28 protein-coding genes and 3 pseudogenes are annotated in these 26,079 nt (G+C 70.1%); 12 read left to right on the top strand and 19 right to left on the bottom strand.

Annotation, left to right across the window (positions count from 1 at the left end; all coding sequences use genetic code 11):
• Window positions 1–210: 210 nt before the first annotated feature.
• The gene (locus tag AB0469_RS39195) at window positions 211–1,152 is read left to right on the top strand and encodes an IS5 family transposase (RefSeq protein WP_366456385.1); all 942 of its coding nucleotides are present in this window, start codon (window positions 211–213) and stop codon (window positions 1,150–1,152) included.
• Here the strand turns inward: AB0469_RS39195 and AB0469_RS39190 are convergent.
• Window positions 1,118–1,504, bottom strand: a complete 387-nt coding sequence (locus tag AB0469_RS39190; protein ID WP_366456384.1) for a hypothetical protein — start codon at window positions 1,502–1,504, stop codon at window positions 1,118–1,120. The two genes, AB0469_RS39195 and AB0469_RS39190, sit on opposite strands and share 35 nt — an antisense overlap.
• 504 nt (window positions 1,505–2,008) lie before the next feature.
• Here AB0469_RS39190 and AB0469_RS39185 point away from each other — a divergent pair.
• A complete protein-coding gene (locus tag AB0469_RS39185; RefSeq protein WP_366456383.1) occupies window positions 2,009–2,740 on the top strand; it encodes a DUF2625 domain-containing protein in 732 nt (243 codons plus the stop codon).
• Between the two features lie 62 nt (window positions 2,741–2,802).
• On the opposite strand, the gene AB0469_RS39180 is transcribed toward AB0469_RS39185, so the two are convergent.
• Window positions 2,803–3,453 carry a hypothetical protein gene (locus AB0469_RS39180; protein ID WP_366456382.1) on the bottom strand — a complete coding sequence of 217 codons (651 nt, stop codon included), beginning with the start codon at window positions 3,451–3,453 and terminating at the stop codon, window positions 2,803–2,805.
• A 131-nt stretch (window positions 3,454–3,584) separates the two neighbouring features.
• Window positions 3,585–3,824: a hypothetical protein gene (locus AB0469_RS39175; protein ID WP_366456381.1), complete on the bottom strand. Its 240-nt coding sequence runs from the start codon at window positions 3,822–3,824 to the stop codon at window positions 3,585–3,587.
• A gap of 79 nt (window positions 3,825–3,903) precedes the next feature.
• Between AB0469_RS39175 and AB0469_RS39170 the strand changes: the two genes are divergently transcribed.
• A complete protein-coding gene (locus AB0469_RS39170; protein WP_366456380.1) occupies window positions 3,904–4,449 on the top strand; it encodes a DoxX family membrane protein in 546 nt (181 codons plus the stop codon).
• Between the two features lie 415 nt (window positions 4,450–4,864).
• Here the strand turns inward: AB0469_RS39170 and AB0469_RS39165 are convergent, their stop codons facing one another.
• The 4 genes and pseudogenes from AB0469_RS39165 to AB0469_RS39150 form a co-directional block, all read right to left on the bottom strand.
• Complete coding sequence (locus tag AB0469_RS39165) at window positions 4,865–5,992, bottom strand: hypothetical protein (protein ID WP_366456379.1); 1,128 nt, start codon at window positions 5,990–5,992, stop codon at window positions 4,865–4,867.
• A 272-nt stretch (window positions 5,993–6,264) separates the two neighbouring features.
• A pseudogene (locus AB0469_RS39160) lies at window positions 6,265–6,557 on the bottom strand (peptide deformylase); the annotation flags it as partial.
• A gap of 285 nt (window positions 6,558–6,842) precedes the next feature.
• Window positions 6,843–7,097, bottom strand: a complete 255-nt coding sequence (locus tag AB0469_RS39155; protein ID WP_366456378.1) for an AAA family ATPase — start codon at window positions 7,095–7,097, stop codon at window positions 6,843–6,845.
• A 165-nt stretch (window positions 7,098–7,262) separates the two neighbouring features.
• On the bottom strand, window positions 7,263–7,673 hold the full coding sequence (locus AB0469_RS39150) for a hypothetical protein (protein WP_366456377.1): 411 nt from the start codon (window positions 7,671–7,673) through the stop codon (window positions 7,263–7,265).
• Here AB0469_RS39150 and AB0469_RS39145 point away from each other — a divergent pair.
• The gene (locus AB0469_RS39145; RefSeq protein ID WP_366456376.1) at window positions 7,645–8,253 is read left to right on the top strand and encodes a Tn3 family transposase; all 609 of its coding nucleotides are present in this window, start codon (window positions 7,645–7,647) and stop codon (window positions 8,251–8,253) included. The genes AB0469_RS39150 and AB0469_RS39145 overlap by 29 nt on opposite strands.
• A gap of 85 nt (window positions 8,254–8,338) precedes the next feature.
• Here AB0469_RS39145 and AB0469_RS39140 read toward each other — a convergent pair whose 3' ends face one another.
• On the bottom strand, window positions 8,339–9,298 hold the full coding sequence (locus AB0469_RS39140; RefSeq protein WP_366456375.1) for a chlorophyllase: 960 nt from the start codon (window positions 9,296–9,298) through the stop codon (window positions 8,339–8,341).
• A 156-nt stretch (window positions 9,299–9,454) separates the two neighbouring features.
• Here AB0469_RS39140 and AB0469_RS39135 point away from each other — a divergent pair, with 156 nt between their 5' ends.
• Together AB0469_RS39135 and AB0469_RS39130 are read left to right on the top strand one after the other, a co-directional pair.
• Complete coding sequence (locus AB0469_RS39135) at window positions 9,455–10,042, top strand: helix-turn-helix domain-containing protein (protein ID WP_366456374.1); 588 nt, start codon at window positions 9,455–9,457, stop codon at window positions 10,040–10,042.
• A gap of 417 nt (window positions 10,043–10,459) precedes the next feature.
• The gene (locus AB0469_RS39130; RefSeq protein WP_366456373.1) at window positions 10,460–10,864 is read left to right on the top strand and encodes an STAS domain-containing protein; all 405 of its coding nucleotides are present in this window, start codon (window positions 10,460–10,462) and stop codon (window positions 10,862–10,864) included.
• Window positions 10,865–11,152: 288 nt separating this feature from the next.
• Here the strand turns inward: AB0469_RS39130 and AB0469_RS39125 are convergent.
• Both AB0469_RS39125 and AB0469_RS39120 read right to left on the bottom strand, forming a co-directional pair.
• Window positions 11,153–11,434, bottom strand: a pseudogene (locus AB0469_RS39125) (transcriptional regulator); the annotation flags it as partial.
• A complete protein-coding gene (locus AB0469_RS39120; protein ID WP_366456372.1) occupies window positions 11,434–11,754 on the bottom strand; it encodes a hypothetical protein in 321 nt (106 codons plus the stop codon). The pseudogene AB0469_RS39125 and the gene AB0469_RS39120, both read right to left, overlap by 1 nt.
• A gap of 82 nt (window positions 11,755–11,836) precedes the next feature.
• Between AB0469_RS39120 and AB0469_RS39115 the strand changes: the two genes are divergently transcribed.
• The 3 genes from AB0469_RS39115 to AB0469_RS39105 all read left to right on the top strand — a co-directional run bounded on the left by AB0469_RS39115 (window position 11,837) and on the right by AB0469_RS39105 (window position 14,662).
• A complete protein-coding gene (locus tag AB0469_RS39115) occupies window positions 11,837–12,013 on the top strand; it encodes a hypothetical protein (protein ID WP_366456371.1) in 177 nt (58 codons plus the stop codon).
• 265 nt (window positions 12,014–12,278) lie between these two features.
• Window positions 12,279–13,589 carry an ATP-binding protein gene (locus tag AB0469_RS39110; RefSeq protein ID WP_366456370.1) on the top strand — a complete coding sequence of 437 codons (1,311 nt, stop codon included), beginning with the start codon at window positions 12,279–12,281 and terminating at the stop codon, window positions 13,587–13,589.
• Window positions 13,586–14,662 carry a tetratricopeptide repeat protein gene (locus AB0469_RS39105; protein ID WP_366456369.1) on the top strand — a complete coding sequence of 359 codons (1,077 nt, stop codon included), beginning with the start codon at window positions 13,586–13,588 and terminating at the stop codon, window positions 14,660–14,662. The genes AB0469_RS39110 and AB0469_RS39105 overlap by 4 nt, the downstream gene beginning before the upstream one ends.
• Before the next feature lie 242 nt (window positions 14,663–14,904).
• Here the strand turns inward: AB0469_RS39105 and AB0469_RS39100 are convergent, their stop codons facing one another.
• The 7 genes from AB0469_RS39100 to AB0469_RS39070 all read right to left on the bottom strand — a co-directional run bounded on the left by AB0469_RS39100 (window position 14,905) and on the right by AB0469_RS39070 (window position 21,285).
• A complete protein-coding gene (locus tag AB0469_RS39100; RefSeq protein WP_366456368.1) occupies window positions 14,905–15,186 on the bottom strand; it encodes a hypothetical protein in 282 nt (93 codons plus the stop codon).
• 196 nt (window positions 15,187–15,382) lie between these two features.
• On the bottom strand, window positions 15,383–16,624 hold the full coding sequence (locus AB0469_RS39095) for a ricin-type beta-trefoil lectin domain protein (RefSeq protein WP_366456367.1): 1,242 nt from the start codon (window positions 16,622–16,624) through the stop codon (window positions 15,383–15,385).
• A 64-nt stretch (window positions 16,625–16,688) separates the two neighbouring features.
• A complete protein-coding gene (locus AB0469_RS39090; protein ID WP_366456366.1) occupies window positions 16,689–16,892 on the bottom strand; it encodes a hypothetical protein in 204 nt (67 codons plus the stop codon).
• A 628-nt stretch (window positions 16,893–17,520) separates the two neighbouring features.
• Complete coding sequence (locus tag AB0469_RS39085) at window positions 17,521–18,642, bottom strand: IS630 family transposase (protein WP_366456365.1); 1,122 nt, start codon at window positions 18,640–18,642, stop codon at window positions 17,521–17,523.
• A gap of 79 nt (window positions 18,643–18,721) precedes the next feature.
• A complete protein-coding gene (locus AB0469_RS39080; RefSeq protein WP_366456364.1) occupies window positions 18,722–19,813 on the bottom strand; it encodes an IS630 family transposase in 1,092 nt (363 codons plus the stop codon).
• A 33-nt stretch (window positions 19,814–19,846) separates the two neighbouring features.
• Window positions 19,847–20,032: a hypothetical protein gene (locus AB0469_RS39075; RefSeq protein WP_366456363.1), complete on the bottom strand. Its 186-nt coding sequence runs from the start codon at window positions 20,030–20,032 to the stop codon at window positions 19,847–19,849.
• The gene (locus tag AB0469_RS39070) at window positions 20,029–21,285 is read right to left on the bottom strand and encodes a sensor histidine kinase (protein WP_366456362.1); all 1,257 of its coding nucleotides are present in this window, start codon (window positions 21,283–21,285) and stop codon (window positions 20,029–20,031) included. The genes AB0469_RS39075 and AB0469_RS39070 overlap by 4 nt, the downstream gene beginning before the upstream one ends.
• A gap of 135 nt (window positions 21,286–21,420) precedes the next feature.
• On the opposite strand from AB0469_RS39070, the gene AB0469_RS39065 reads away from it, so the two are divergent.
• Window positions 21,421–21,936 (top strand): hypothetical protein, encoded by a 516-nt coding sequence (locus AB0469_RS39065; protein ID WP_366456361.1) that lies wholly within the window; start codon window positions 21,421–21,423, stop codon window positions 21,934–21,936.
• Between the two features lie 54 nt (window positions 21,937–21,990).
• Window positions 21,991–22,710, top strand: coding sequence for a methyltransferase domain-containing protein (locus AB0469_RS39060; RefSeq protein ID WP_366456360.1), 720 nt, complete (start codon window positions 21,991–21,993; stop codon window positions 22,708–22,710).
• Window positions 22,711–23,490: 780 nt separating this feature from the next.
• On the opposite strand, the gene AB0469_RS39055 is transcribed toward AB0469_RS39060, so the two are convergent.
• Both AB0469_RS39055 and AB0469_RS39050 read right to left on the bottom strand, forming a co-directional pair.
• Window positions 23,491–24,873, bottom strand: coding sequence for a protein kinase (locus tag AB0469_RS39055; RefSeq protein WP_366456359.1), 1,383 nt, complete (start codon window positions 24,871–24,873; stop codon window positions 23,491–23,493).
• A gap of 298 nt (window positions 24,874–25,171) precedes the next feature.
• Window positions 25,172–25,604 (bottom strand): annotated as a pseudogene (locus AB0469_RS39050) (helicase associated domain-containing protein); the annotation flags it as partial.
• Window positions 25,605–25,888: 284 nt separating this feature from the next.
• Here AB0469_RS39050 and AB0469_RS39045 point away from each other — a divergent pair.
• Window positions 25,889–26,079, top strand: a 191-nt coding sequence (locus AB0469_RS39045) for a hypothetical protein (protein ID WP_366456358.1), incomplete at its 3' end; no start/stop codon positions are given.

Genomic DNA, 26,079 nt, shown 5'->3' with positions numbered 1-26,079 from the left:
CTCGACACCTCGAAGCGTGGAGAACGGCCGCCTCCGCCGTCCCGGGAAGAACCGCAGATCAGCAGGTTGAGTGACGTGCGAGGTTAAACGCCAAGATAAGTAGCCGTTGTTCTATCGATCACGGTGGGCGTGAGTTCGAGTGTGGTTGCCCGGCCGGGTGATGTTCCGGTGGTCTGGGCATGAAGGCAGGGCCTCCCGAACAGCTCGTGGGTGTCGAATCCATCCGAGCGTCAGGAGACCCTGGTGCTGCAGTCTTTCGTGCTGTCGACCGCGTCGTCCAACTCGTCTTCCCGGTCGTGTGACTGCCTCGCCCACATGTACGGGAATGCGGGCGATCATCCGAGCCGGGAGCCCCGGTATCCGTCGGACATGACGGATGCGGAATGGGCCGAGGTCCGTGCCGCTCTGCCGGTTCCGGGCTGGCTGGAGGGCCGGGGCGGGCAGCCGGAGGGCTATTGCCACCGGCAGATGGTCGACGCGGTCCGCTACCTGGTCGCGGGCGGTATCACGTGGCGGTCGATGCCCGCGGACTTCCCCGCGTGGGACCGCGTCTACGCCTTCTTCCGACGCTGGCGCGACAAGGGCTGGACGGCCGAGTTCCACGACCGGCTGCGGGACCGGATCCGTGAAGCGGACGGCCGCGACCGGGAGCCGACGGCGGGCGTCATCGACGCCCAGTCGGTGAAAGGCGCCGCCTCGGTGCCGGCCGCGACCAGGGGCTTCGACGGCGGCAAGAAAATCAACGGCCGCAAGCGCCACATCGTGGTGGACACCCTCGGACTGCTCCTGGCCGCCGTCGTCACGGCGGCATCCGTCACCGACCGGGAAGCCGGGCAGACACTGCTGGCCCGGCTGCGCGAGCGGCACTGGCGCATCACGCGCATCTGGGCGGACGGCGGCTACACAGGCCAGCTCGTCGACTTCGCCCGCAGCGTGCTGCGGATCGCGCTGACCGTGGTCAAACGCAGCGACGACACCACCGGCTTCGTCGTCCTGCCGAAAAGATGGCTGGTGGAGCGAACGTTCGCGTGGTTGATGCGCTCACGCCGCCTGGCCCGCGACTACGAAACCCGCACCGACAGCGCCGAGGCGATGATCCTGTGGTCAATGAGCATGGTCATGAGCCGCCGCCTCGCCCGGCGACGGCACTGAACACTCCCGGACGCTCCTCTGCCACCCAGCCACGGGCGGCCAGGCGCTTCACCTTCGACCGCACGCCCTCCACCTTCGCGGGCACAGGCTCCAGCCCTACCGCCACCGCGAGTTCCCGACAGTCCATCGCCACGGCATCCACCCCACTCCCACCCGTCAGAGCATTCATGAGCTGCTGGTAATCCGGCGACAGCACCGCAACGGTGAGGTCTTCGCGCCACACCGGCACCACCGAACCCGGCACCGCACCCACAACCCGCGCCGGCCGCTCGCCGGCCACACCGTCCGGTGGACCTTCCTCACCTCCGCGCGGTTCCGCCAGGACCTCGGCCACCGCCTCACGGGCGATCACGAACCGCTCTCACACAGCCTCGGCCTCCCGCAACTCGGCCTGAAGGGCATCCACCCGCTGCCGAGCGGCACGTTCACGCTCCTCCAGCAACCCCATCACCGACGGCATCCGGCACCTCCACCGAAGAGACGACACAACATCTCGTCCCTGCCACCGGAAGCCCCACCCCACGCCTGACCAGCAGAAACGCACCCATCACTCTCGGAAAGACAACGGCTTCTAACGGTCGGGGTGAAGACCGGATTCAGGCGTTGATTGAGGTTCTGGGAGGGGATCTCCGTGCCGGATTCGGCGCTGGCGGCCGGGCCCTGCACTCTGCTCTGACGGACCCGGCGCGCCCGCAGAACCGCCGCCACGTGAACGGCCGGCTCATCCAGGAGCGCCGACCACGCCCATGAGACCCCAAGTGCAGACAATCGCTGCCCGGCCCGTCGCCCCGGTCTTCGAGCGAGCGCGGTCCAGCCCACACGATGAGGTGATACCGGAAGGTGCGACCATCGTCGGATGCGAGGCATCGATGAGCTGGTCAATGTGGACGATCCGGCGTGGCCGGAGCTGCAGAGGGTTCTCAGGGCGAGCTCCGTGCCGGTTGATGTGCTGCCCGAAGACATCAACGAGGGTCGCCGATGCCTTCTGCAGATGCAGGTCACCGGGCGATCGGTGCTGGGTGCACTGGCGTTGCACACCGGCGGATTGCTCGTGGACAACGGGTGGCTGCGAGTGTTCGGCGGGGGATCTGGTTCGGTCGCGGATGGGCGGCTCCTGAGTCTGGCGCAGGTCAACCGCTTCCCCACCGACTTCGATCCCGGCTGGCGTCCCGCGACAGGTCTTGTTGTCGGCCACGACATCGTCGGAGGGGTCTTCGCGCTGAACGGTGGCGATCCCGCGGCAGCGGGCCGCCCTGGAGCACCCGGTCAGATGACGTATTTCGCTCCCGACACTCTGGAGTGGGGGGCGATGGAGATGGGCCACTCCGGGTGGGTCTCCTGGCTGCTGTCGGGCAGGCTGGAGACGTTCTATGACGGAATGCGCTGGCCCGGCTGGCGTGAGGAGGCCGCAGCCTTGGCTTTCGACCAGGGTCTTTCCGTGTATCCGTTCCTGTGGTCCGAGGAAGCTCACGCCGATCTCGCGGCCACGAGTCGGCGACCTGTGCCGATGCGCGAGGTGCTCGGAGTCGCAGCGGACTTCGCCCGGCAGATGGGCCCGTCCGATCCTGGTCTTCTGGGCGACGTGTGACCGGCTTCGCTGTCACTCCTGGTGTTTGAGCGAGGTCCAGACCTGGGGGAGAGGGTCGAGGCTCAACGGAACCGTTGGGCCGGCTGCCTCCCTCGACCTGACGGCTGAACCGCATGAGGCGTCTGTCCCAGGCGATAGCCGAGGGAAGAGATGCCGTCCATCAGGGCCGGGGCCGCGCCGCTCAGGCCGGCTGTGCCCGGAGTCCGGCGAGCGGGGGAGCGCCGACCCTTGCCGACCGTGCAGGGCTGCGCCCAGTCGGCCTCGGGGTGTGCTCCGGGCGGGTCGTCGATGTGGGCGGCGGAGAAGAGGGGGACGTCGACGGCGCCGGCCTTGCTCGCGCCGATCTGGACGCGTCCCCGGGAGACAGGTGTGATCCAGGTCAGGCGGCGCATCCACTCGAAGTCGACCCGGCGTACGCCGATCCGGGCCGCGGCCTGCTCCGGCCCGAGCGGACCCTCACGCTCCAGCAGCTCTGCCAGGCCCTCCCGGGCGGCGACCTGGCCCACCTGATCGGGGTTGAGGCAGCTGTACCGGCGGTGGCCTCTGAAGTCGGTCAGGAGACCGAACACGATCAACCGCTCCACCGAGTAGGACACCACCAGCGGCTCGCCGGGCTCGTTCGGCGTGTCCAGGGCTGCCGCGAGCGGGTTCGTCGCCTCGTACGGCGAAATCGCCTTGTGCGGCGTCGCAGCCAGCGCGGTGTCCGCGTCCATCGCCTCCCCGCCGACCGCGACCACGCGAATCCGCAGACGTCCGGATCCGCCGGGTTGGACCGGAGCGACCAGGTCGCTCCTTTCGGATCGTGCCGGGCGGCGCGGGTCAGGCCGGATCCGGAAGGGGCGGCCTAGCCGCGGATGCCGGGGTGGGCGAGGCCGTCCATGACCAGGGCGAGCAGGTGGGCGCGGCGGGCCTCGATCGCCGGGGCCTGGCCGGTGATCCAGCTGAGGGCGTTGACCAGGGCGAACAGGTCGATGGGGGCCGTCGGCCGCCGACTCGCCGAGGCATGGCCCTTGGAGGACGGTGGATCGACTGTGAGCCCATGCGAGGGTGAGTACCGCCGCCGAACGGGGCGGGCGCCGGGCACACCGCTGTTGCGTACCGGACATGCAGGACGTGCATCTTAGGGTGGCCGTCGCTCACAGGCGACGGACGAACGGACGCTGATGGCACAAGAACGACTGGACCGCTCGATCTACGGGGCGGCCCCGGCCACACTGACCCCCACCCCCGTCCACGACATCGGCCTGCTCCTGCTCCGGCTCGTCGTCGGCCTCAGCATGGCCGCCCACGGCACGATGAAGCTCTTCGGCTGGTTCGGAGGTCCGGGCCTCGGTGCGACCGGCAAGGGCTTCACGATGGCCGGCTACCCGGCAGGCGAGGCCATGGCTGTCCTGGCCGGCCTCTCCGAGACCCTGGGCGGCCTCGGCCTCGCCCTCGGCCTGCTGACCCCCCTCGCCGGCGCGGCCCTCATCGGCGTCTTCGTCAACATCCTCGACGTCCGGGGCCTGGGCGCGTACTTCCCTCCCAAGGGCGTCGAACTCGAGGCGGTGCTGTTCGCTGCCGTGGTCACGCTCACCCTGACCGGGCCGGGCCGTTTCTCTGTCGACCACGTCCTTCCGGCGCTGCGCGAGTCGAGGGCCCGCCATGCCCTGATCTCCGTGGGGGTGGGGCTCGTCGCAGGCTTCATCGTGTTCTCCATCAGGGACTGACCCCGCGGAGACACCGTGCCGGCGGCCTCCAGGCGTGACCGCGGATCCCTTGCTGAGCGTGGGCGGCCCAGGAACCGGGGTGCCGTCGCCGACGGCACCCCGGGGCCGTCTCCGGTCCGTGGCGACCCCGCGCTGCCCCCAAAGGTCTCCGGGCCAGCCGCCGCTCTGTAGCCGGGCTGTCGGTCGACGCGCGCGGTTGGTCCTTCTGGGCCACGTGGCCCATCCTCATGGCCCCCCACTGATGAGCAGAGAGTCGGGAACGGTCCACCCGGCGAAGAGAGCCGATCGTGGCTTTGTCCACGAGTATGGGCAGCAAATGTTCGCCACCTCGGGAGGCAGGTGAACGTTCGTCGTTCAATTCCTGTGGCCCGAATGGGCAGGGTGGAGGCCACCCTGCCCGGGGTGGGGCTTGGTGCTAGTTGGCGAGGCTGAAGTCGCCGCCGACCGGTGTGGCGATCTTGTCGACGCCGGTCAGGGCGGTCAGGGTGGTGACGGGGGTGCTGCTGTCGGTGGTGGTGCCGTTGGCGAGCTGTCCGGAGCCGTTGGCGCCCCAGGAGCGGACCGTGTCGTCGCCGAGCAGGACGATGCTGTGCTCCCGGCCGCCGGCCACGAGCTGGACGCCCGTGATGCCGGGCACCGGGACCGGGGTGATCCGGTTCTCGGTGGTGCCGTCGCCGACCTGGCCCGAGGTGTTCTGGCCCCAGGCGTGGAGGGTGTTGTCGGTGCCGGTGACGGCCATGCTGTGGTTGGAGCCGGCCGCGAGGCGCATGACCTCGCCGGTCCAGGTGTCCTGGGTCTTGACCGGTGTGTAGCGGTCGATGGTGCTGTTGTCCCCGAGCTGGCCGGTGGCGTTGTAGCCCCAGGCCATCACCACACCACCACGGCCGGCCGGGCCGACCAGGGCGAGGTTGTGGTTGGCCCCGGCGGCGATCAGGCTGACGCCGCTCAGACCGCCCACCGGCGCGGGGACGTTCCTGGAGGCGGAGGTGCCGTCGCCGAGCTGGCCGTTGATGTTGTAGCCCCACGCCCAGACGGTGCCGTCCTCGCGCAGGGCCAGGCTGTGGTTGAGGCCGCCGGCGATCGCGATCACCTTGTTCAGGCCCTCGACCCGGACCGGGACGCTGCTGTCGTGGTTGGTGCCGTTGCCGAGCTGGCCATAGTTGTTGTGTCCCCAGGCCACCACGGTCCGGTCGGCGAGCAGGGCCAGGCTGTGGGTGCCGCCCGCGGCGATGCCCGTGGCGCTGGACAGGTTGACGACCTGTCCGGGCGCGTTGTGGCTGAACACGCTGCCGTCCCCGAGCTGGCCGGAACCGTTGGCACCCCAGGACTGCACCGTGCGGTCGGTCAGCAGCGCCAGCCCGTGCCCGCTGGTCGGCCCGGCACCGCCGGCGGCGATCTTCACCACCTCGGCGCTCGTGAGGCCGAGCACGGTCGTGGCCGTGGTGCGGAAGTCGGTCCAGGTGCCGTCGCCGAGCTGCCCGGCACGGTTGTTACCCCAGGCCTTCAGCCGCTTCTCCATGGTGTTGCCTTCCTGATCGATCACGAGAGGACGGAGCACGAGACCGCAGGTACCGACGGCTGTGCCTGCCGCCGGATAGCCCGATCCCCGACCCGTAGATCGCCACGGTAAGTGATCAAGCAGTCTCCACGAGTAGCCACTCGGAGGTTGGCCGGTTCACGCTGGCAGCGGCCTGATCACAAGGGTGCCGACGTTCGATTCCTCGGAGCGCATACCGCCGCCCCCAGTGATGAACAAACGCTGCTCAAAGTCATGAACAAAGCCACGATCGTGTGCGTTGTGAGGCAAGCAGGCTTCTTGGCGAGTCTCTTCGCTGCGGCGGCACGCCGTGAGGACATCGTGTCCTGGGATTCCTGCATCTCGCGAAGGGCTGTCTTCTGCTCCTGATGCGCGAGCCGGTCCAGATGGAGGTGACCGTGCGGATGGTCGGTCTCGTGCTGCAGACACCGGGCGAAGCGGATCCTGCCCTCGATCACCAGCGGCTCGCCGTCCTTGTCGCGGCCTCGACGACAGCACGGTCAGGTCGCGCGACGATGCGGGAGAGACCCGCAACCGACAGGCAGCCTGCGAGTTCCTCCACCAGGCAACGTCTCGGCGGGCAAGTCGTCCGTGCTCCCAGCGCGACAGCCCACGCCTGTCCCAGCGAGCGACCGCCCTTGCGGCACGCCTTCCCGGCCCTGTTGGCTCGGGGTGCCGTGCGGGTCGACCATGCCCTGGCGCGCTTGATGACCGTGGCCTCGTGAACCGTGAGGTAGGCCGGCCGTGGCCCCTGCCGCTCGATGCAGACGCTGCCGGGGGGTGGCGACCATGACCGCGATCGGCAGCATGTCGTGCCGCTTGGCGGCGGCGACCAGCGGCTCCCTGACCGCCTGGGTCACGTAGGCCGCGTCGACCATGGTGAACAGGCGCCGGCGCATCCTCGCCTCCAGGCGGAGTGCAGGGCGGCGACGGCGTCGCCGGCGGCGTCCTGGTCGCCTGGGACATCGCTGACGACCTCGCGCAGCGCGTCCAGGGACAGGACCTGAGAGGCGGGCCAGGTGCGCGCGATCGTCGACTTCCCAGTGCCGGAGGGGCCGATGAGGACCACGACGCTGTGCTCGGGCATCTGCGGGTAGATCAGCTCGGTCATGCGAAAGCCCCTTGGGAGTGAGGGGCCGGGCAGCGCATAGGGCGCTGCCCGGCGGTGGTGGGGGAGCGGGCGAGTCAGCGGACGATCATGTGGTCGGGGTGGCCGTTCTTCATCTGGTCCACGCACTGCGGGCAGTCCTGACGCGGACCGAGCCCGGCGTGCGCCTCACGGCTGGCGTACGCGTGGAACCGACACTGCGTGCACTCGCCGTGGGGCCGGCTCGTTGACTTCGCGCTCGCCATCTCGGATGTCTCCCTGCTGGCGGGTGGTGAGCCAGGTGGTGACGGCGGCGGCCGCGATGCCGATGGACCGGTGCAGGGCCGCGTCCAGCTCCATCCATGCGCTGCCCGGTCCGGTGAGCTCCGAGGTGGCCTTGCCGTCGTCGTCGACGCGGGCCGCCCTGCAGTGCTCGATGTAGGCGGTCTCGCCGGTCTTCTTCGCCGGCCACAGCAGAACGGCGCCGCGGTCGATCGCGGCGTGCGTTCCGGCGTCCATGGCCGCGCCGGCGAGCAGCGCGGTCGGGGTGGCGCGGTAGCCGAACGCGCGGGTGATCGCGACGGTCGCGCCGAGCTGCACGGCGGTGTACGAGGCGACGTGGCGCCAGCCCAGCCGTACATGCCGTTGGCCGCGGCGCGGTCCCGCTCCGCGTCTCCGTCAGGGGCGTCGTCGTCGACGAAGCGGATCGTCTCGAGGGCGCCCAGGCCTGCGTGATCCGCACCGTCCAGCTGCTGCGCCACCTCTCGGATGCCCCACTGCGTCGGCGGGTGACCGCGGCCACGAACAGGGTCGAGGCGTTCAACGGCTCTCCCAGTGGATCGGCTTCGGCAACGGCGGCGTCATCACCGACAACGGCCCCGAGCAGGAGAAGACCGCGAAGTCCAACGCGCTGCTCACGAACGCGGTGATCTTCCACAACGCCCTGGACACCGCCGAGATCGTGCGCCCCCTCCAGGAGGAGGGCCAGGTCGTCGATCCCGAGGACCTGGCCCTCACCTCGCGGTACCTGACCGGGCACATCCGCCGATTCGGCGAGTACTCCACCCACGAACTCGGCCTTGAGCCCGAGGAGTTCGACCCGCACCGGGACGTCGACTCCAGCCCGCTCAGCGGCGGCGACGCCCCGCCCGCCCCAGATGGCCACGGCCAAGCGGCCTGATCAGGCGAAGCCGGGCGGCAGCTCGTCCGGGACCTCACGGGGGACCGGTAAACGGGGTCATTCCGTGAAGCCGGCCTGCGCGGACCTACTTGGATTCGACCTGTCCGAACGGGTTGGGGCCGTCCGTCACCGCGTCTCGGGCTGCCTGCCAGGCGGAGTCCCCGGGGTAGAGCTCGCTGCGCAGGTAGGCCCAGGCGAGCGTGGCGAGGGCGGCGACCCGCTCGGGGTTCTCGTCCGTGGTTTCGGCGACGTCGTATCCGGAGACCCCTCCGAGCCCGTGCTCCGCGTCGAACAGGGTGAGCAGTGACTTGGGGCCGGGGGAGAGGACGTAGGGGTCGGTGTGCCAGTCCGGGCCGCTGACCGTCAGAAAGGCGGAGTCGTCCTTGTCTCCGGCGACCACGAGCGCGGGCGTCGTCATCGTGGAGAAGTCGGTGGTCAGGAAGAAGGAGTAGTTCTCGACGGTGAACTCGGTGAGGGCGTCGCCGCCCCGGCCGGGCGCGGCGAGCAAGACGCCCGCCTTGATTCGGGGATCGGCCAGGTCCACTGTCGTTCCGTCGTGGGGATCGGTGAGCCGGGCGCCGAGCAGCAGGCTCGCGGTGTGCCCGCCCATGGAGTGCCCGGCAACGGCGACCCGGCTCCGATCGAGGCGGCCGGCGAGCTGCGGGACGGCATCCTCGATCACGTCGAGTTGGTCGAGGACGCGCGTCATGTCCTCGGCCCGGGTACGCCAGTGTGCGGCGGCCCCGGGGGAGCCGGGCTCCAGGCTCAGCGTCCTGGAGTCCAGGTGGGTGGGCTGGATCACGACGAAGCCGCGTGCGGCCCAGAAGTTCGCGAGCGGGGCGTAGCCGTTGAGCGAGGAGAGGTTGTTGGAGAAGCCGAGACCGTGCGAGAGGAGGACGACCGGCAGCTCGCTCCCGGTCACCGGCGCGGAGATGCGCACCTGGAGGTCCACGGCGCGGCCGGGGGCCGGCAGCACCACCGGGCTGACCGAGAGGACAGGGGTGGGCGAGTGGAGGGTGGCGGCTGTGTCAGCAGGTTCACTCATGAGGAGCATGCCCTTCGATGACCCCCGTCGCCGTCCGCGTACGGCGGCGGGTATGGCGGAGTGCCCGCAGTCAGCTAACCTGAAAGCGGATCGTTGTTCCATTTAAGATATGGAACGCTGATCCGTTTCGTCAACGGCCGCCGGAAGGAGAGCGTGGTGCCCACAGCAGGCCCGGCCAGAGGAGCGTCCGCCCGCAGCAAGCGAGCAGACGCGGTACGCAACCAGCAGACGCTGCTCGACGCCGCCGCAGAGGTGTTCGTGACCTCGGGGATCGACGCACCAATCCGCCAGATCGCCGCCCGGGCGGGCGTCGGGCTCGGGACGCTCTACCGCCACTTCCCCACCCGGGCGGACCTGGTCACCGCCGTCTATCACCATCAGATCGAGGCCTGCGCCGATGCCGGTCCGAAGCTGCTGGCCGATGCCACCTCCCCGTTCGACGCGCTGCGCCAGTGGGTCGGCCTCTTCACTGACTTCCTGGTCACCAAGCACGGACTCGCCGACGCCCTCCGGTCCGACAGCGACCGCTTCGCCACACTGCACACCCACTTCCTCGACCGGCTGATGCCCATCTGTGCCCAGTTGCTCGACGCCGCCGTCGCCGCCGGCGAGATCAGGCCCGGCATACAGCCCTACGAACTCATGCGCGGCATCGGCAACCTCTGCATCGGACGCGACAGCGACCCCCGCTACGATCCTCGAAAGCTGATCGAACTGCTCCTTCAGGGGTTGCGGCTCTCATGAACGGCCCCGGCCCTTTGTGGGCCGCGATGGCTCGCGCGGTTGCCCGGCCGAGGAGCGCCAACCACTTGCCCAGCTCCGCCGCTGCGTCAACCACGGGTCCCGAGGCGCCCGGCCGGAGAAGCACCCGCCCTCGCTGGATCTCTCGCTGCCGAAACCTGAGCGCCTTCTTCCAGGGCTCGTGCGCGTTCTCGAGCCATGCCTCGCGTTCTCCCGGGAGTCGCTCGACGCGGTCGAGGGGAATCAGCGCGGTTCACGCCGAAGTGCACCGCCCAGCCCGGTCTGCGCCGCGCGGCGGCGCAGCCGTCTCCCGCCCAGGGGTGATGCGCAGGGCCCAGCGAGCCGCACGTCCATGTGCAGGGCGCCGCGCCAGGATGGAGGCTCCGCGGGCTCTGGCGCCCCGGGTGGGAGGAGAGCGCTTTGATCACCACGCAGGTCCAGCGTCACGGCACGGTCCTGGTCAGCGTCACCGGGTCACTCGACGAGAGCGCGGGCTCGGCCCTGCGGCAGGCGCTGGACAGAGTGGGCACCGACGAGCGTGACCTCATGGTCGACCTGCACGGTGCGCGGTCCATGGACGTGGACGGCCTGCTTCACCTCCTGGCGCTGCACCGGCAGGCGGAGAACCTGGGGCTGCGTGTCCTGGTCGTCGGCTGGCAGCCCCAGCCCCGGCAGCTCATGGCCGACGTCGCGGGCATCCGCGGGCGCCACTCAGTCACGGGTGAACGGTACGCCGTGGCTGGCTTCCGTCGGCTGATCGAGGAACGGGCGCAGCGCGTACGCGACCTCTCGGACTTCCAGGCCGGATGGATGTCCGGGGCCTGAACGACGCACCCTCTGCTGCTAAGGACGCCTCCTCCGCCCCACCGCATAGGACACGGCTGGCGCTCGTCCTGGTGCTGCAGTTCGCTTCCGGTAGGGCTTGGCGGACGAGGACGCCGACGGCGACGCCCGGGCATCCCTCCAGCTCGTCAAGATCCAGCTCGGCGGGCTGCTCGCCACCGCGACCGAGGAGGCCTGGCGAATCGCTTCCAGGAAGGGCCCGAACTGCGGAGAGGGGGCTGGCTGTACAGGTCTCCTTGTAACGTTCGGGCTGTCCAGAGCGTTCCGCACCGCCGCCACGATCCTCTCCAGCGCCGAGGCGTGTCGCTGGAATGCCTGGCGTCCGTGTGGGGTGAGGCGTAGGTGCGTGTGCCGTCCTGTACGGATCCGGGTCTTGCGGACCTCGACGTACCCCGCATCCGTCAGCGCGGTGACCAGCTTGGACAGGGCCGAGTCGCTGGTGCCCACCGTGTCCCGGACGAAGCCGAACTCCACCCAGTCGGCCGGGGCCAGGAGTGCGACGACCGGGAGCCGTGCCGGAACGTGCAGGAACTCGTCGAAGTCGGGGTCCATCAGCCGTGGTCCTTTCTGCGGATCACGGTCTCGGCGAACGGGCGCAACAGGTACGAAGCGGCCACGGCCGTCAGTGCGGTGGCCGCCGCGGCGAACGTGTGCCGCGCCGGCAGGCCGACGAAGTAGGCGGCGATCGCCGCCGTCCAGAAGAACGCGAAGAGAAGGATCCCCGCGACCGCGCAGAACAGCGCCTCGGGGCCGCCGGCTTTGAGGGCTCGCCTGCTGCTGCACCTGTTGTCCTTCCGGACGCCGTCGTTGCCGGAGGCGGCCAGATCTGGCCGGTAGCCGGTCTTCAGGTCCCCCATGACGGCGCTGGCCACGTTTCCCGGGCTGTCCTGCCTGCCGTACCCGTAGGCGCGGGCGTCGGCCCGATCGCCCCGGGGGGCCAGGGACCGGCCACCCGTGACCGGGCGCGAGCCAGAGTTCGAAGGCCGGCCCGGCGAACTCGAAGTGCACGGTCTCCCCCTCGGCACTGCCCTTCAGGAGGTGGGCGATCTCCTCGGCCTGGGACTGCTGGGGCTGCCGGCTGCGGGGCACGGCTACAGACCGGATCGCAGTGACCGGGCCGGCAAGGAGTGATCCCGCCGTACCGCGACCCCGGCCTGGTGGCGGACCGTGCTGCGGCTGAGTAGCGCAGCGGCAGCCCTTGTCACTGCGGAGTTCGCTCGACCTTCATGCATGGCCACCGCTCGCACGGACGGCACTGGCAGGAGCAGAGCAGATCGCGGGGGACCGGCGCCGGCGGACATCCGCCGGGCCCTCGGTCCCCGGGCCGAAGCACCGGTGATCCACCGCAACCCACCCCGCCTGGACCTCCCTCCGCCGTCCCGCGTAAACATGGATCATGCTGGAAGAGTCCCCCACCCCTGAATCCCCTCTGATACGGAGCCTGCGGACAGCCGTCGCCGCTGCTCCCGAGGACGTGCCCCTGCGGCTGCACCTAGCGGAGTTGCTGCTGTCCGCCGGGCTGCACGATGCTGCGGTAGCGGAAGCCGCGGCGGCGTTGCAGCACGCTCCGGGGGACGGCGCGGCCCGGGAGCTGATGGCGCGAGCCATGGGGATGCCGGCGGCACCCGCACCCGTGGCTCGGAACACCTCCACGGTCGCCGATCCCGTGTCGGGCGTCGAGTCGGCCGCCCCCGAAGAGCCCTCGCATCGTGCCGGGTTCGACTGGCGGGCGGCGGAGCAGGAGGTCGGCGGCATCGTCGAGCCCCGCTTCGTCGAGCCCCCGCTCGGCGCCGACGGCAGCGGCGACCCCGGGGACGCCGAGGCCTGGGAGGTGTCCGCGCCCGGGGTCGTACGGCTCGCCGACGTCGGCGGCATGCAGGAGGTCAAGGACCGTCTCGAAGCCGCCTTCCTCGCGCCGATGCGCAATCCCGAACTGCGCCGGCTCTACGGCAAGAGCCTGCGCGGCGGGCTCCTCCTCTACGGTCCGCCCGGCTGCGGCAAGACCTTCATCGCCCGTGCCGTCGCCGGCGAGCTCGGCGCGGGCTTCCTGTCCGTGTCCGTCAACGACGTCCTCGACATGTGGATCGGCAACTCCGAACGCAATATGCACGAGGTGTTCGAGACCGCCCGCCGCCAGGCGCCCTGTGTCGTCTTCCTCGACGAACTGGACGCGCTCGGAGCCAAGCGCAGCCGTACGCAACACAGCGGTATGCGCAACACCGTCAACCAGCTCCTCACCGAGCTCGACGGCATCGACTCCGCCGCCAACGAGGGCGTGTTCGTCCTCGCAGCCACCAACGTCCCCTGGGACGTGGACATCGCGCTCCGGCGTCCGGGACGGCTCGACCGCACCCTGCTCGTCCTGCCGCCCGACGCGGCCGCCCGCGAGGCGATCCTCCGCTACCACCTGCGTGACCGTCCCATCGAGGCGGTCGACCTGGGACGTCTCGTCAAGGAGACGGACGGCCTCTCGGGCGCGGACCTGGCGCACCTGTGCGAGTCGGCCGCCGAGAACGCGCTGCTCGACTCGGTACGCACCGGCGAGATCCGCATGATCGGAACGAAGGACCTGCTCGACGCCGCGAAGGTGGTCGTCCCGTCAACCGAATCGTGGTTCGCGGCAGCGCGGAACGTGGCGATGTTCGCCAACGAGGGCGGTATGTACGACGACCTGGTGACGTACCTGAAGAAGAGGCGGAAGCTGTGAACGGGAATCCGGTGCTGGGGCGCGCCGCTGCGCTCCAGTCGGCAGGCCGGTACGAGGAGTCCAAGGCCGTGCTGGCCCCCTACCTCGCCGAGGAGCCGGACGACGAATGGGCCTGGCAGGTGCTCGCCGTCGCCCACGAGAACCTCGGCGAGTACGAGCTCGCGGAGCGGGCGGCCACCGAGATGCTCCGGATCATGCCCGGACACGTCGGCGCGCTCATCCTCTTGTCCCGGGTGCTGCTCCGCGTGGGCAGGCGGTCCGAGGCGCGGGAGGCGGCGGAGGAGGCCATCCGCAGGGCGCCCGACAGGTGGCCCGCGCATTTCGCGCTGTCCCAGGTGCTCGTCGCCCATGCCACGGCCCCGCCCGCCGATCACGAGCGGGCGTACGAGGCGGCCTGCGAGGCCGTGCGCCTGGCCCCCCAGGAACCCGACGCCCACCAGGCGCTGTGCTTCACGGCCGTGCGCACGCAGCGTCAGGACGTCGCGAAGCGGGCCCTGGTCGAATGGCTGCGCCTGGACCCGGACAACCAGACCGCACAGGCCATGTACACCGACGCGATGGCCGACACCCCGGCCGTCCCGGCCGCCCGGGCGGCGGAGATGTACTCCGCGGGGCTGGCAGGCGCGCCCCAGTCCGCGATGCTGCGCCGCGGGCTCGACCATGCCACGTACCGGATGCTGCGGGGGACGCGCTGGCTCGCGCTCGGCTGTCTGGCGGCCGCGGGAGTGACGGTCGACCTCTTCCCCACGGCCAAGCACCCGACCTTGCGGGAGCTGCCCGTACCGCTCGGCAACCGGCTCTGGGTTCTGCTGGTCATGGCCGCCGTCTGGGGCTTCGGCGCGCTGCTGCGCTACCACCGGATGCGCGGCGGGGTGAAACTCAACATCCGCTCCCTCGTGCGCCGTGGCCGCTGGGCCCGGATCGTGGTGGGACAGGCCGTGTTGACCGTGCTCTGCGCGCTGCTGATATCCCAGGTTCCGTGGACCGGGCGCGATGTGCCCGAGGTCCTCTTCTGGGCCGGGCTGGCGGCATCGCTGTCGACCATGGCGTTCGACCGGAGGAAGGCCGCGTGAGCAGGTGACGACCGGCCGGCCGGGGTGACCGGCCGGCCCCGTCAGGTCGTCAGGGTGGCCGTGGCCAGGGGACCTCGAAGGATCTGCTCGCGGGGGCAGGGAGAGGTCGAAGAGACGGCCCAGGAGCCGCAGCAGTGTGCACCGCAAGACGTGTGCGCCCCCCCCGAAACCGGGGCCGGGTCGTCGAACTCGCCCCACCACGGACCGTACATGACCGCGAACGACAGGCCCGCGTACTCGCATCAGGCAGCGCCTCGGCAGTACCCCGATTCAGACGCGTACGGGGAAGGGCTACTGGAGCCACACCACACTGGGCCGGCGGTGTGCTCGCCGGGCTCCCGATGGACGACGTCGGGTGCTCCCCAGAGGGCCGTCGCCGCGAGCCGCTCCACCAGCTCGTCTGGGGTCGGGCCGCGGGCCATCACCACGTTGTACCCGCCGAAGGAGGTCCAGCGGGGCGCGGCGAGCCGGGCGATCCCGGTCTCGGGTCCGCCGGGATCGGTGTCCTGCTTTCGATACGTCATCCGGAGCCGTCGTCACAGGACCGCCGGGGAGGAGTGCCCGGGCAGCGTCTGCCCGACGAGCTGGCGGTCCGGATGTCGCGATCGATCCAGCGGGTGCGTCGTGACAGGTGAATCGCCCCGCCCAGGTTGCGGGCGGGGCGATGACAGGGTTTCGGAACAGTGTCGAGGTTCAGGTCAGGCAAGCGTCATGACGCGCTCACGCAATGATGGAGAACCTCTGATTGATCGAGTTCTTATTGCAGTTGTCGAGCCCGATCCACGTCGGTTCGGCAGACGTACTGCTTTCGAACACACTCAAGCAGAGCCCGGAGAGATCGTGACGTATCATCATCGATTTCATGCCGGTACCTTCGGCGCTGGCGGGGTCTGTGGAGAACGTCTGATCCACTGACCCGGAGCACGGGTAGAGTTCCAGCTTCGCCCTGACTTGCGAAACGTACCCGAGCGGGTCCAGGCAGAGCCCGCTGTCCGCTTCCTTGATCGTTGTCAGTGCCGGTGCCACCCCTGCGCCCGCTGCCTTCGCCTTCGAAAACGAGCCAGAGAAGACGAATTCATCGAACGGGGACGAGGGGTATCCGAGAACAACGCTGTCGCCGGTGTACGGGCTGCCATTGGGCTGCATGGTGTAATTCGGATACTTGTTGGACCGAAGGTAGTATTCCTCGCCCCCGCCACTCAAATTGAACTCGTTGTACACCGGGTAGTGGTCGCTGCTTCCGATCTGGCCGTCACGGACCATGCGCAGCCCCGGGAAGCTATGACTGGACACCATGTAGTCAAGAGTTCCCCAGCCGTCCTGTGTGGGGACACCGGGTTGATAGATCACCGGCCGCCTGCCCACCGTCGGCCATGCTCCGTTGATGTAGGGCTGAAGGGCGCCAGGGTTTACATTGAAATCCCCTATCGCGGTCCAGTTCAAGCCGTCGACAGCTGCCACGGTGTTGCTGATGTTCGACAGGATCTGAACAGCATCCTGCCCGTTGTTCGGAGACGGCGCATGGACGTTGAAATAGTAGTCAAGGCCGATCCTGATACCGAAGGAGGGCCGGGTGTTGGGGCGCGGGGGCGGTGCGATGAGGACGGACAGCGCCATTTCCCTTGCGACTATGGCGAAGTTGACCCGTCCCCCGTTGGCGGCGTTTCCGTTCATCCAGTAGACCTGGTAGGTCGCGCCGGGTGCTTCCCAGCGGTAACGGCGAACCTGGTACGTCACGTTGCCGAACGTCCGTTCCGCCACGACGCCGAAGTCCTGCATCTCGGCGGGCGCGGGGCCTGCCTCCTGGATTACCGCCAACTGGTTCTCCCGACCGTGTCCACGGCTGAGGAGGGTGGCGACGCTGCTCCAGTTCTGACCGAGGGAGTTCCAGGTCACCAGGTTGATGCCGGTGAATGGAGTCGGTTGAGCCTGGGCCGGTGACGCCGGAATCAGGATGAGCATACTGAGAACGCAGAGCAGAGCCCCTATGAGAGGGAAGCGTTTCTGCAATCGACTCGAATGAGCCTTACTGCTCACTGTTGAAAATTCCTTTCAGGGTGAATCGATGGTCCGTCTGGATGTCGTGGTGACATACGTCCTCGGCGATGGCCAGGAGTTCGGTGACGGCCGGGGGTTCGGCGGTGCCGCGTCCGAGGCGCTTCATTTCGTGCACGGTGACGATGACCCGCTGGCGGGGGACGGCCTTCGTGATGGTGCGGGCGAAGTCCATCGCCTACGAATGGCGGGCTGGCGGGTGAAGTCCCACGTGCACGGGACGGACACCATCCTGGTCACGCGGGGCGCGCTCCCTGCCGGACCCCGAGCCGGGACTCAGCCCACGTTCGGCGCCACTTGCCACGCGGTCCAGGAGCCCCCGACGTTCGGGCCGGACCCAGTTCGGAGGGGGCGCCTGGACCGGTCCGGAGACCGGTTCGTCGGCGGTGGCGGCCTGGGCGATGTACGGGACGGCGAGCAGGGCCCCGGCCAGGGCCGGGCTCGCCGCGACGGCCGTCCGGCGCCGGGACGGCGTGTCCCGCTCGGGTGCTCATGGTGGTTGAGCCTTCGGTGAGGGGTGTGAAAGGGGCGCGCCTGGCCACCGCCGGTCGACGGCGGTGGCCAGGCGCTGTGTTCGCGCGTGTGTCAGGCCGCTGCGTCAGGCCTGTGTGCCACGTGCCCGGTGAGCCGCGTCTGCCGCGCTTGCCGTATGTGCCGCGCGTACCGTGTCGCTCCGCGCCTACTGCTCAATCGGGACAGGGCCCACGACCACCCAACCGACGGCGGATGGAACCCGCCGCCCCCTCTCCCGTTCCTCCGGGAGGTCTAGTGCTGTGACCGGGAACGTTGGCCGGGGTGGGTGGTCAGGCTGCGGCGGGTAGTGGTCTGCCGCCCCAGCGGACGCCTTTCTCGCTTCGGATCCGGGCGCGTTCGCGTCGTTGGGCGGCCAGGACGTCGGGATGGCGGGCGTTCTGGTTGCGCCAGCGCAGGTAGGCGTGCAAGGCCCGGGTCTGGACGGTGTGGTTCGGGTGGTGGGAGTTGGCCAGGGTGAACTGCCGCAGCGGCCCGAAGTGGGCCTCGATGGGGTTGGCCCAGGACGCGTAGGTCGGGGTGAAGCACAGCTCGACCTTGTTGCGGGCCGCCCACCTGCGGATTCTCCAGTTCAGGTGGGCGGAGAGGTTGTCGAGGATCACGTAGACCGGTCCGCCGTCGGGGCGGGCGGCTCGGATGGACCGCAGGGCGGCCCAGGTGTGGTCGATGCCCTTGCGCCGTCGGTTGATGCCCCAGAGCCTGTCGTCGCCGACGGAGTAGCAGCCGTGGAAGTAGGTGATGCCGTGGGTGCGTCGGTAGGTGGCCGGCAGCCGGTCCGGTCTGCCTTGCCCGGCCCAGCAGGATCCGGCAGTCGGGCGGATGCCCAGGGGCCCGAACTCGTCGAAGGCGAACGTGCGGTCCGGACGCTCGTTGACCGCGTACTCGATCCTGGCGAGCTTGGCGTCGAAGGCCGGGTCCGGGGACTCCTTCCAGGTCTTGGTGCGCTGGAAGGAGATGCCCCGGCGGGTCAGCAGGCAGCGCAGGGCCTCCCGGCCGATGCGGATCGGCCGGGAGGTGTTGCGTCGCAGGTGGTCGGCGAGTTTGCGGATCGACCAGCGGGTGAAGGGCTTGCCCAGCACGGTGGGGCGGGTGGTGGCCGTCTGGATGACGAAGTCCTCGTCGTCACGATTCAGCAGGCGGGGACGGCCTCCCGCCCACTGAGGGTCCAGGCATGCGAGCCCGATCTCGTTGAAGCGGTGGATCACGTCACGGACGGTGTCCTCGTCCGCCTGGACCAACCGTGCAATGACCGGGACGGTACTGCCGCCGGACGACGCCAGCAGCATCATCGCCCGCCGAAACCGCACCGAGCTGGTACTGCCCCTCCGCACGATCTGCTGCAGCTTCTGCCCCTCCTGCTCGCTCAGCCCGCGAACCCGGACCGGTAACGCCATACCGCCTCCCCATGCCAGTCGAAGTCGTCACATCCGACCAGCACAACGAGCAACCCGGCAAACCTTCCCGGTCACAGCACTAGTGACCTGAGTCGGAGATTCGTCGGCAGTAGGTGGCGACTTTGTCGAGGATCTCGTCAGCGGTCTTCGTCCAGACGAACGGCCTGGGGTGCTCGTTCCAGTCCGCGAGCCAGGAGCGGATGTCACGCTCGAGGGCCTGGACGGAGCGGTGGACCCCGCGCTTGAGCTTCTTCTGCGCGAGCTCGGCGAACCACCGCTCGACCAGGTTCAGCCATGACGCGCTGGGCGGCGTGAAGTGCAGGTGAAAGCGAGGATGCGCCAGCAGCCACTTCTTCACGTCCGGCATCTTGTGGGTCGCGTAGTTGTCGAGGATCAGATGAACCTCGAGACCGGCCGGGACCTCCTTGTTGAGCTTGGCCAGGAACTTCTTGAATTCGGCTGCCCGGTGGCGGCGGTGGAGTGAGCCGATGACCTTGCCGGTGGCGACCTCGAGGGCGGCGAAGAGGGTGGTGGTGCCGGCGCGGATGTGGTCGTGGCTGCGGCGCTCTGGCACACCGGGCATCATCGGCAGGACCGGCTGGGACCGGTCCAGGGCCTGGATCTGCGACTTCTCGTCCATGCAGAGGACCAAAGCCTTCTGCGGCGGGTCCAGGTAGAGGCCGACAACATCGCGGACCTTGTCGATGAACAGCGGGTCCGTCGACAGCTTGAACGTCTGCGACCGGTGCGGCGCCAGCGCGAACGCCCGCCAGAGCCGCGAGACCGTCGACTGCGACATGCCCGTGGCCGCGGCCATCGACCTGGTCGACCAGTGGGTCGCGTTCTTCGGTGTCTCCTCAAGCGTCTTGACGATGACCCGCTCGACGTCATCGTCGGTGATCTTCCGTGGGACACCCGGCCGCGGGTCATCACACAAGCCGTCCAGGCCCCGCTCGATGAAGCGCCTCCGCCAGGTGCGGACCGTGTCCGGGGCGATCCGCAACCGGCGCGACACCTCCATGATCGAGTGACCTTCGGCGCACTCCAGCACAATCCGCGACCGCTGGGCCAAAGCCTGGGCCGTCGTGCGACGACGTAACCAGCCCTCCAGCACCGCCCGCTGGGCATCAGTGACCGACAACGGCGGAATCTTCGGACCTGGACGACTCATGTCCGTCTCACGGCGAATCTCCGACTCAGGTCACTAGTTCGCCACCTCTGCATGGTGGCCCACCAGCCACACCGGGGATTCGGGCCGGTAGACGCGGGTGCGCAGAAAGGCGGCGATGGGGGCGTCGATGCCCGAGTCGTGGACGGCGACCGCTGGTTCGTCCTCGGTGATCACGGTGATCACGGTGATCACGGTGATCACGGTGATCACGGTGGTCACGGCCGGCACGGCAGCTCCACGGTGATGACGGTCGGGCCACCTGCGGGGCTGCGGCAGGAGAACGTGCCGTCGACGGACGCGACGCGCTTGGCGAGCCCGGCGAGTCCGGTGCCGCCGGCCGGCGCGAGATCCGCGCCGCCCACTCCGTCGTCCGCGACAACCACCAGCAGTGTCTCCCCGATCCGCTCCACCGTCACGTCCGCCCGGGACGCCTGGGCGTGTTTGACCACGTTCGTCAGGGCTTCGGAGACCACGAAGTACGCGACGGCCTCGACCGTGGGTGAGGGGCGCTGCGGCAGGTCCACCGCCAGGCGCACCGGGATCGGGAGGCGGGCGGCGACCCCGGACAGCGCGGCGTCCAGGCCGCGGTCTTCGAGTACTGCCGGGTGCAGGCCTCGCACCAGGTTGCTCAGCTCGGCGATCGCCTCCTTCGCCTCGCGGTGCGCCTCGTCGATCACCTTGCGGGCGTCTTCCGGCAGGTCGCCGAGGGTGGACCTGGCCAGGCCCAGGTTGACGGCGAGTGAGACGAGGCGCTGCTGTGCGCCGTCGTGCAGGTCGCGCTCGATCCGCCGCCGTTCGGCGTCGGCGGCGTCGAGCACACCGGCCCGGCTCTCGGCGAGGTCGGAGACCCTGCGGGCCAGCTTCTCCGCGCGGCTGGGGCCGAGCAGGACCTCGGCCGCCCGGGTCTCCAGCCGCACCAGAGCGCCGGCCAGCCGGGGCCCGAGGAACAGCAGGGCGAGGCCGCCGGCGGTGAGGTACGCGGCCTGCGTGGTGTGCCCGAGGGCGGTGACCCGCCACTGCGGGGGCAGCGCCCACATCCACACGTAGACGGAGGCGGCCACGAGAGCGGTGGCCCAGACGGCGAGGACGGCGAGGTCCAGAAGGGCGAACAGCGGACCCGCCACGGCGTGGTAGCAGGCCTGCCGCCACAAGGCCCGCGTGGTCAGCCGGCGCACCGCCGACTTCCAGCTGCGTTCCGGTCCGGGTACGGCGGGGCGCGGGAGGTCCTTGCCGATGAGCGCCTGGTAGCGCCGCCGCTGCCCCGTGGTCAGCAGGGGTGTCACCGCGAGCGTGAGCAGCACGGGCAGCGGAGTCAGGACCGGCACCAACGCCGCCAGCGTGCCGAGCAGCCAGAGCCACATGGGAACCACGGCGAGATGGAGCGGCAGGCCGGCGGCGACGAGCGCGGTTTGGCGTCCCGCCCTGCGGAACGTCCGGGCCGGCACCAGCCTTAGCCACGTGGTGAGTTGCATGCGTCATACGGTAAAGCCGCAGGCCATCACCGTGCCATGACGCTCTTGCCCGGTTCAGGGGTGCACTTGTCTCCACCCCGGGTCGGAACCCTGCGTGACTGACGGCGCCCTGGTGTGTGGCGGAGGGTGGAGCACGTGAAGGGGAGAGCCGGCGGGGAGCGGGGGAAGACGATGCGTCACCTGGTGTTGTGCAAGGACGAATCGGCCTGTGTCGAGGGCTTGGGCCGCCCCGAGGTCATCCCGCTCCACGAAGAGGCGCAGGAGCCGCGCCCGGCGCGGGGCATGCGGCGGGCCGGGTGGCTGCTGGTCGCCTGTGGGCTCACCCTGCTGCCGTGGCTGTACGTGCTGGCCAGCGGCCTCCCGGCCACCGCGACCGCGGCACACTGGCCGGTCGTCTGGGTCGGGCTCGACGCGCTGGAGGCGCTCGGCCTGATCGCCACCGGCCTCCTCGCCGCCCGCGGTGACCGGCGGCACGCCCTGGCAGCCGCCGCGACCGCGACGCTGCTTGTGGTGGACGCCTGGTTCGACACCACGACCGCGGCCCCGGGCGGCGACTTCGCCACCGCGCTCGCCATGGCCCTCGGCGCCGAGCTGCCGCTCGCCGCGCTGTGCGGCCGGCTGGCGCTGCGGGCGCTGGGCCGGCACGCGTGACGCCCATCCCCCAGCCACATGCCACGGGACCACATCAATCCACCGGAGAACACCATGCACCGCATCAACACCGCCCCCGTCGCCTCCGTCGCCCCGATCGCGGCCCGGACCCGCTGGGCGGTCGCCGCCGGCGTCGGCGCCGCGTTGGCCGCCGCCTGGTGGCTGGGCGACACTGCGCCCTATCCGTACTCCCAGCGCGGCCTCCTCGACCTGCCGTTGCCGTTCCTGACAGCCGACCGGATGGATGCCGTACTGCAACCGCGGCCGGGGGAGCGGATCCTGGAGATCGGCCCGGGGACGGGCCTGCAGTCGCTGCACGTCGCCCCGCAGCTCGGGCCGGAGGGACGGCTCGATGTCCTCGACATCCAGCAGGAGATGCTCGACCAGGTGATGCGCCGCGCCGAGCGCGACGGCCTGGCGACGATCAGGCCCACCCGCTCGGACGCACGTGAACTGCCCTATGCCGAGCAGACATTCGACGCCGTATACGCCGTGACCGCGCTCGGTGAGATCCCCGAGCCGGATCGGGTACTGCGCGAGGCGGCACGGGTGCTGGTACCGGGCGGGCGGCTGGTGATAGGCGAGTTCTTCGACCGGCACTGGATCCCCATCGGCCGGCTGCACCGGCTCGCCGACGCCGCCGGCCTCCACCTGACCGAGCGCCGCGGCCCAAGCCCGGCCTACCTCGCCCGCTTCCGACCCTGCGGAGCCGACACGCCCAGCCACCAGGGCGAGCACCTCGCCCACAGCGACCGGGACACCAACGATGGGTAGGCGTGAGCACCACACGCAGGGACCGCGATCACCGAGCTGAACAACCTGGCGCACGGTAGTCCGTTCCAGGAGGCGAGGGGGCTCCGCCCAACCGCGGCCAGCCGCCCAGCGTCTGCTCGTCCACCTCGGCGCCGCCCCGGATCGGGCCAAGTCCCCGGAGCTGGTCTACGACACGATGCACCCGGCGCTGCCCACGGACCCGCGCACCCAGGCCGTCACCAGCTTCCTGTCCGCCTACCTCACCAAGGGCGGCGCCGACCTCGACCGCTACCTCGCGCCCGGGACCCGCCTGGCCGCGCCGTCCCCGGCCCCGTATGCGGGCGCCGAGGTGTACCGGCTCGCCGTCGAGGGCGGGAGCGGCGGCGAACCGGTCGTGGCCGTCCCCGGCGACGGAGGGCAAGCGCGGCGAACCGCGGTGGCTGGCCTTCGCCCGACGCTACGGCTTCGATATCGACCGCCTGATCCAGTGGGAGGTGGAGGCGAGCCGGACGAGCTCCGGCCCTTGGTCCTCGCCGCCGTCGACCCGTACATCGACCGCGACGTCCTCGCGCAGCAGATCGCCCGCGGGGAAAGGAACAGCAGTGCCGGGCCCTGGAGGGGTTCGCCGGTCGGTGGGGTACGCGGAGTGAGGAGCCGTAGGCCCGGGGCTTGTGCGGCTCCGGCGCGGAGGGTCGGCGGTGTCCGAGGGTTACGCGGACGAGCCGGAGGCGCCCAGTCCGTGGATGGTGGTCGGTGGACCCGCACAGCAACGTGCTGTGCGTGCACTGCCCGCGCGATGAGCTACGGATCAGACTTCGGGTAAGGGAACCGGAACGCACCGTAGATCAGCATCGTGCACGCGGCGGCGTACACGTACCCGCCGGATCCGACGACCCCGAGACCCCCCTGGGACATCCCGTTGAACAGGCCGAAGAAGCACACTGCGGTACTGATGACGGCTACGACGATGTGCAGGGCCCGGGCCCCGTGCTGCCAGGCAAGTCCTAAATCTCGGCGCGTGACGGCGATCGCCGTCACAGAGCTGCCGATGCCGAGTATGGCAGGCGCGATGAGCAGCCAGGCTCCGGCGTCATCCGTCATTGCCAGGACAGAACCCGTCCAAACGTAAGGAGGCAGGAGCAAGGCGAGCGCCAGCGTCACGATGGCCGCCCAGAAGGGGGCGGTGGCGAGGCGGTGCGACCAGGGCGATGCAACCGGTGTTGCTGTCGGTGTGGCCGGATCGGGCGCTGGCTGGGGAGGGACGGCCGAGGGCGCCGTGGTAAGTACGGCGGTGGCGGTCGGCAGCGCGTCGACGAGGGGCGTGGGTAGCCAGGTGGCGTTTCGGGCCGGAGCGGCTACCTCGGTCAGTGGATCGCTCTCGGTCCGGACCACGGCTAGCTCCTCGATGAGCGCGGTCACGGACGGGCGGAGTTCGGGGTCTTTGGCCAGGCAGCGGGCAACGATCTCCAGGCCCTGCGACGGCAAGCGGCCAAGGTCTGGTTCCTCGTACGCGATCCGGAAGTTGAGCATCTGCGCAGAGCCTGTGCCGAAGGGCCCGATGCCGGTGGCCGCATGCGTCAGCACGGCTCCGAGGGCGAACACGTCGGTGGCCGGTGTCACGGGCTTGCCCGTAAGTTGTTCCGGGGCCATGAAACCAGGGGTGCCCACGATCATGCCCGTACGGGTGAGCGCTGTGGCCTCCAGGGCCACGGAGATCCCGAAGTCGACCACCCGAGGGCCGTCCGGCGCGATCAGCACGTTCGAGGGCTTGAGATCCCGGTGAACCAAGCCGGCTGCGTGAATGGCCTCCAGCGCCTCTGCGAGTCCCGCGCCCAGGATGCGTACTGACTCCACCGGCCAGGGGCCGTGCGAAGCAATGGCCTCGTCCAAGGCCATTCCGGGAACGTAGGCTGTGGCAAGCCAAGGGCTCGGGCTGTCAGGGTCGGCATCGACCAAAGCGGCCGTGAAGAAGCCGGTGACCTTGCGGGCGGCAACCACTTCGCGGGCGAACCGGCGGCGGAATCCGGGATCCTGCGCGAGCTCGGGCCGTACCACCTTCACCGCCACGAGCCGCCCACTGGGCGAATGCCCCAGATAGACCTGGCCCATCCCACCCGCGCCCAGGCGCCCGGCTATCCGGTAGCGCCCCACCTGCCGCGGATCGCTCGGCTGTAACGCGTCCACCAGGCCCTCCCCCACACTGCGCGTTTCCGCTCGCCATGCCCCTGCGCGATTACAACACCGACGTGCCCGCACGCGCAGCAGTACGCCCGTAACTCTCCTGCAGCGGCGAGTGCGACCATTCGCCGAGCCCTGACCCGTGGCCCGGAAGACGACCAGCCCTTGGTCAGGCCCCGGCTCCAGAGATCGCCCGCACCCGGATGCCCGGTGCCAGGAGGCAAGCCGAAGGCCCCGGGGGTCACCACGCCCCGGGGCCTCCACTTCGCTGACCTCCCGGCTCAACGACGAGCCGGGCAGCCTGTCACGCCCAGTCCACGCCCAACTTCGCGAGGTCGGCGAGTTGGTCGGCAGTGAGCTTGTCCCGCCGGCTTTTGGTGTTGGAGACCCACACACCGAGCTTCACGACGACCGGCTCCGCCTCGCCCTGGACCGTGATCTCCTCGGCGTGGGTGCGGGGGACGGGCCGGTGGGTGCCTTCCCGTTCTACCCACTGCGTGAGGGCCGCCAGGCCGCGCTGGAACGCCTGTTGCGCCTTGCTCGGCCCCCTTCGCTCCGCGGCTGGCCGCGGGGGTGGGAGACGGCTTCTGGTCGGGCCGTACGCCCAGCGCGGTCAGCCGTGTCTGCTGTTCGGGCAGGAGCCGCGTCCAGGTGGTCGGCTGTTTCTGCTGTTGGAGCCACCGTCCGATGTCGTCGCCGTCCCACAGCACGCCTGGTGCGATGTGGGGCAGGCTCCCGGGTAGCTGTCCGGTGGTCTTCGTCCGGTGAACGAGCGCACCCGAGCGGCGGTGGCGGTGCGCAGAACGAACACGGCGCTGCCGGTGTGCTGTCCTGCCCGGGCTTCCTGGGCGGTGGCCTGATCTCCGCATGGGACGGCCCCTGCCGCCCTCAGAATCCGCCCCGCCCGTCATTCTTCATTCTTCCCCGGGTGCTCCGGCCGAGGGTGCGGTTCTGGATGGGGGCGGGGCGGCGTAGGGTCGATCGCGCAGATGGACGGAAGACGTGTCGCGGGGGGACCGGTATGGGCCAGAATCTGGTGTGGACGGGTTGGGCGGAGGTGGTGTCCGAGGACGGGCGGATCGTCGTGCGGGCGCGTTTGGGGATCCGCGTGACCACGGCTGACTGGGGCCGTAAAGGCGTCAGCATCCAGATGGAACGGATCGCCTACCGCAGGCAGGACGGTGCCCGCCAGCCCATCAAGCCCTTGATCCG

Origin of the sequence: Streptomyces sp. NPDC093801 (assembly GCF_040701585.1) — a bacterium.
In the GTDB taxonomy this organism is placed as follows: domain Bacteria; phylum Actinomycetota; class Actinomycetes; order Streptomycetales; family Streptomycetaceae; genus Streptomyces.
This window is presented reverse-complemented; position numbering and strand designations above follow the sequence as displayed.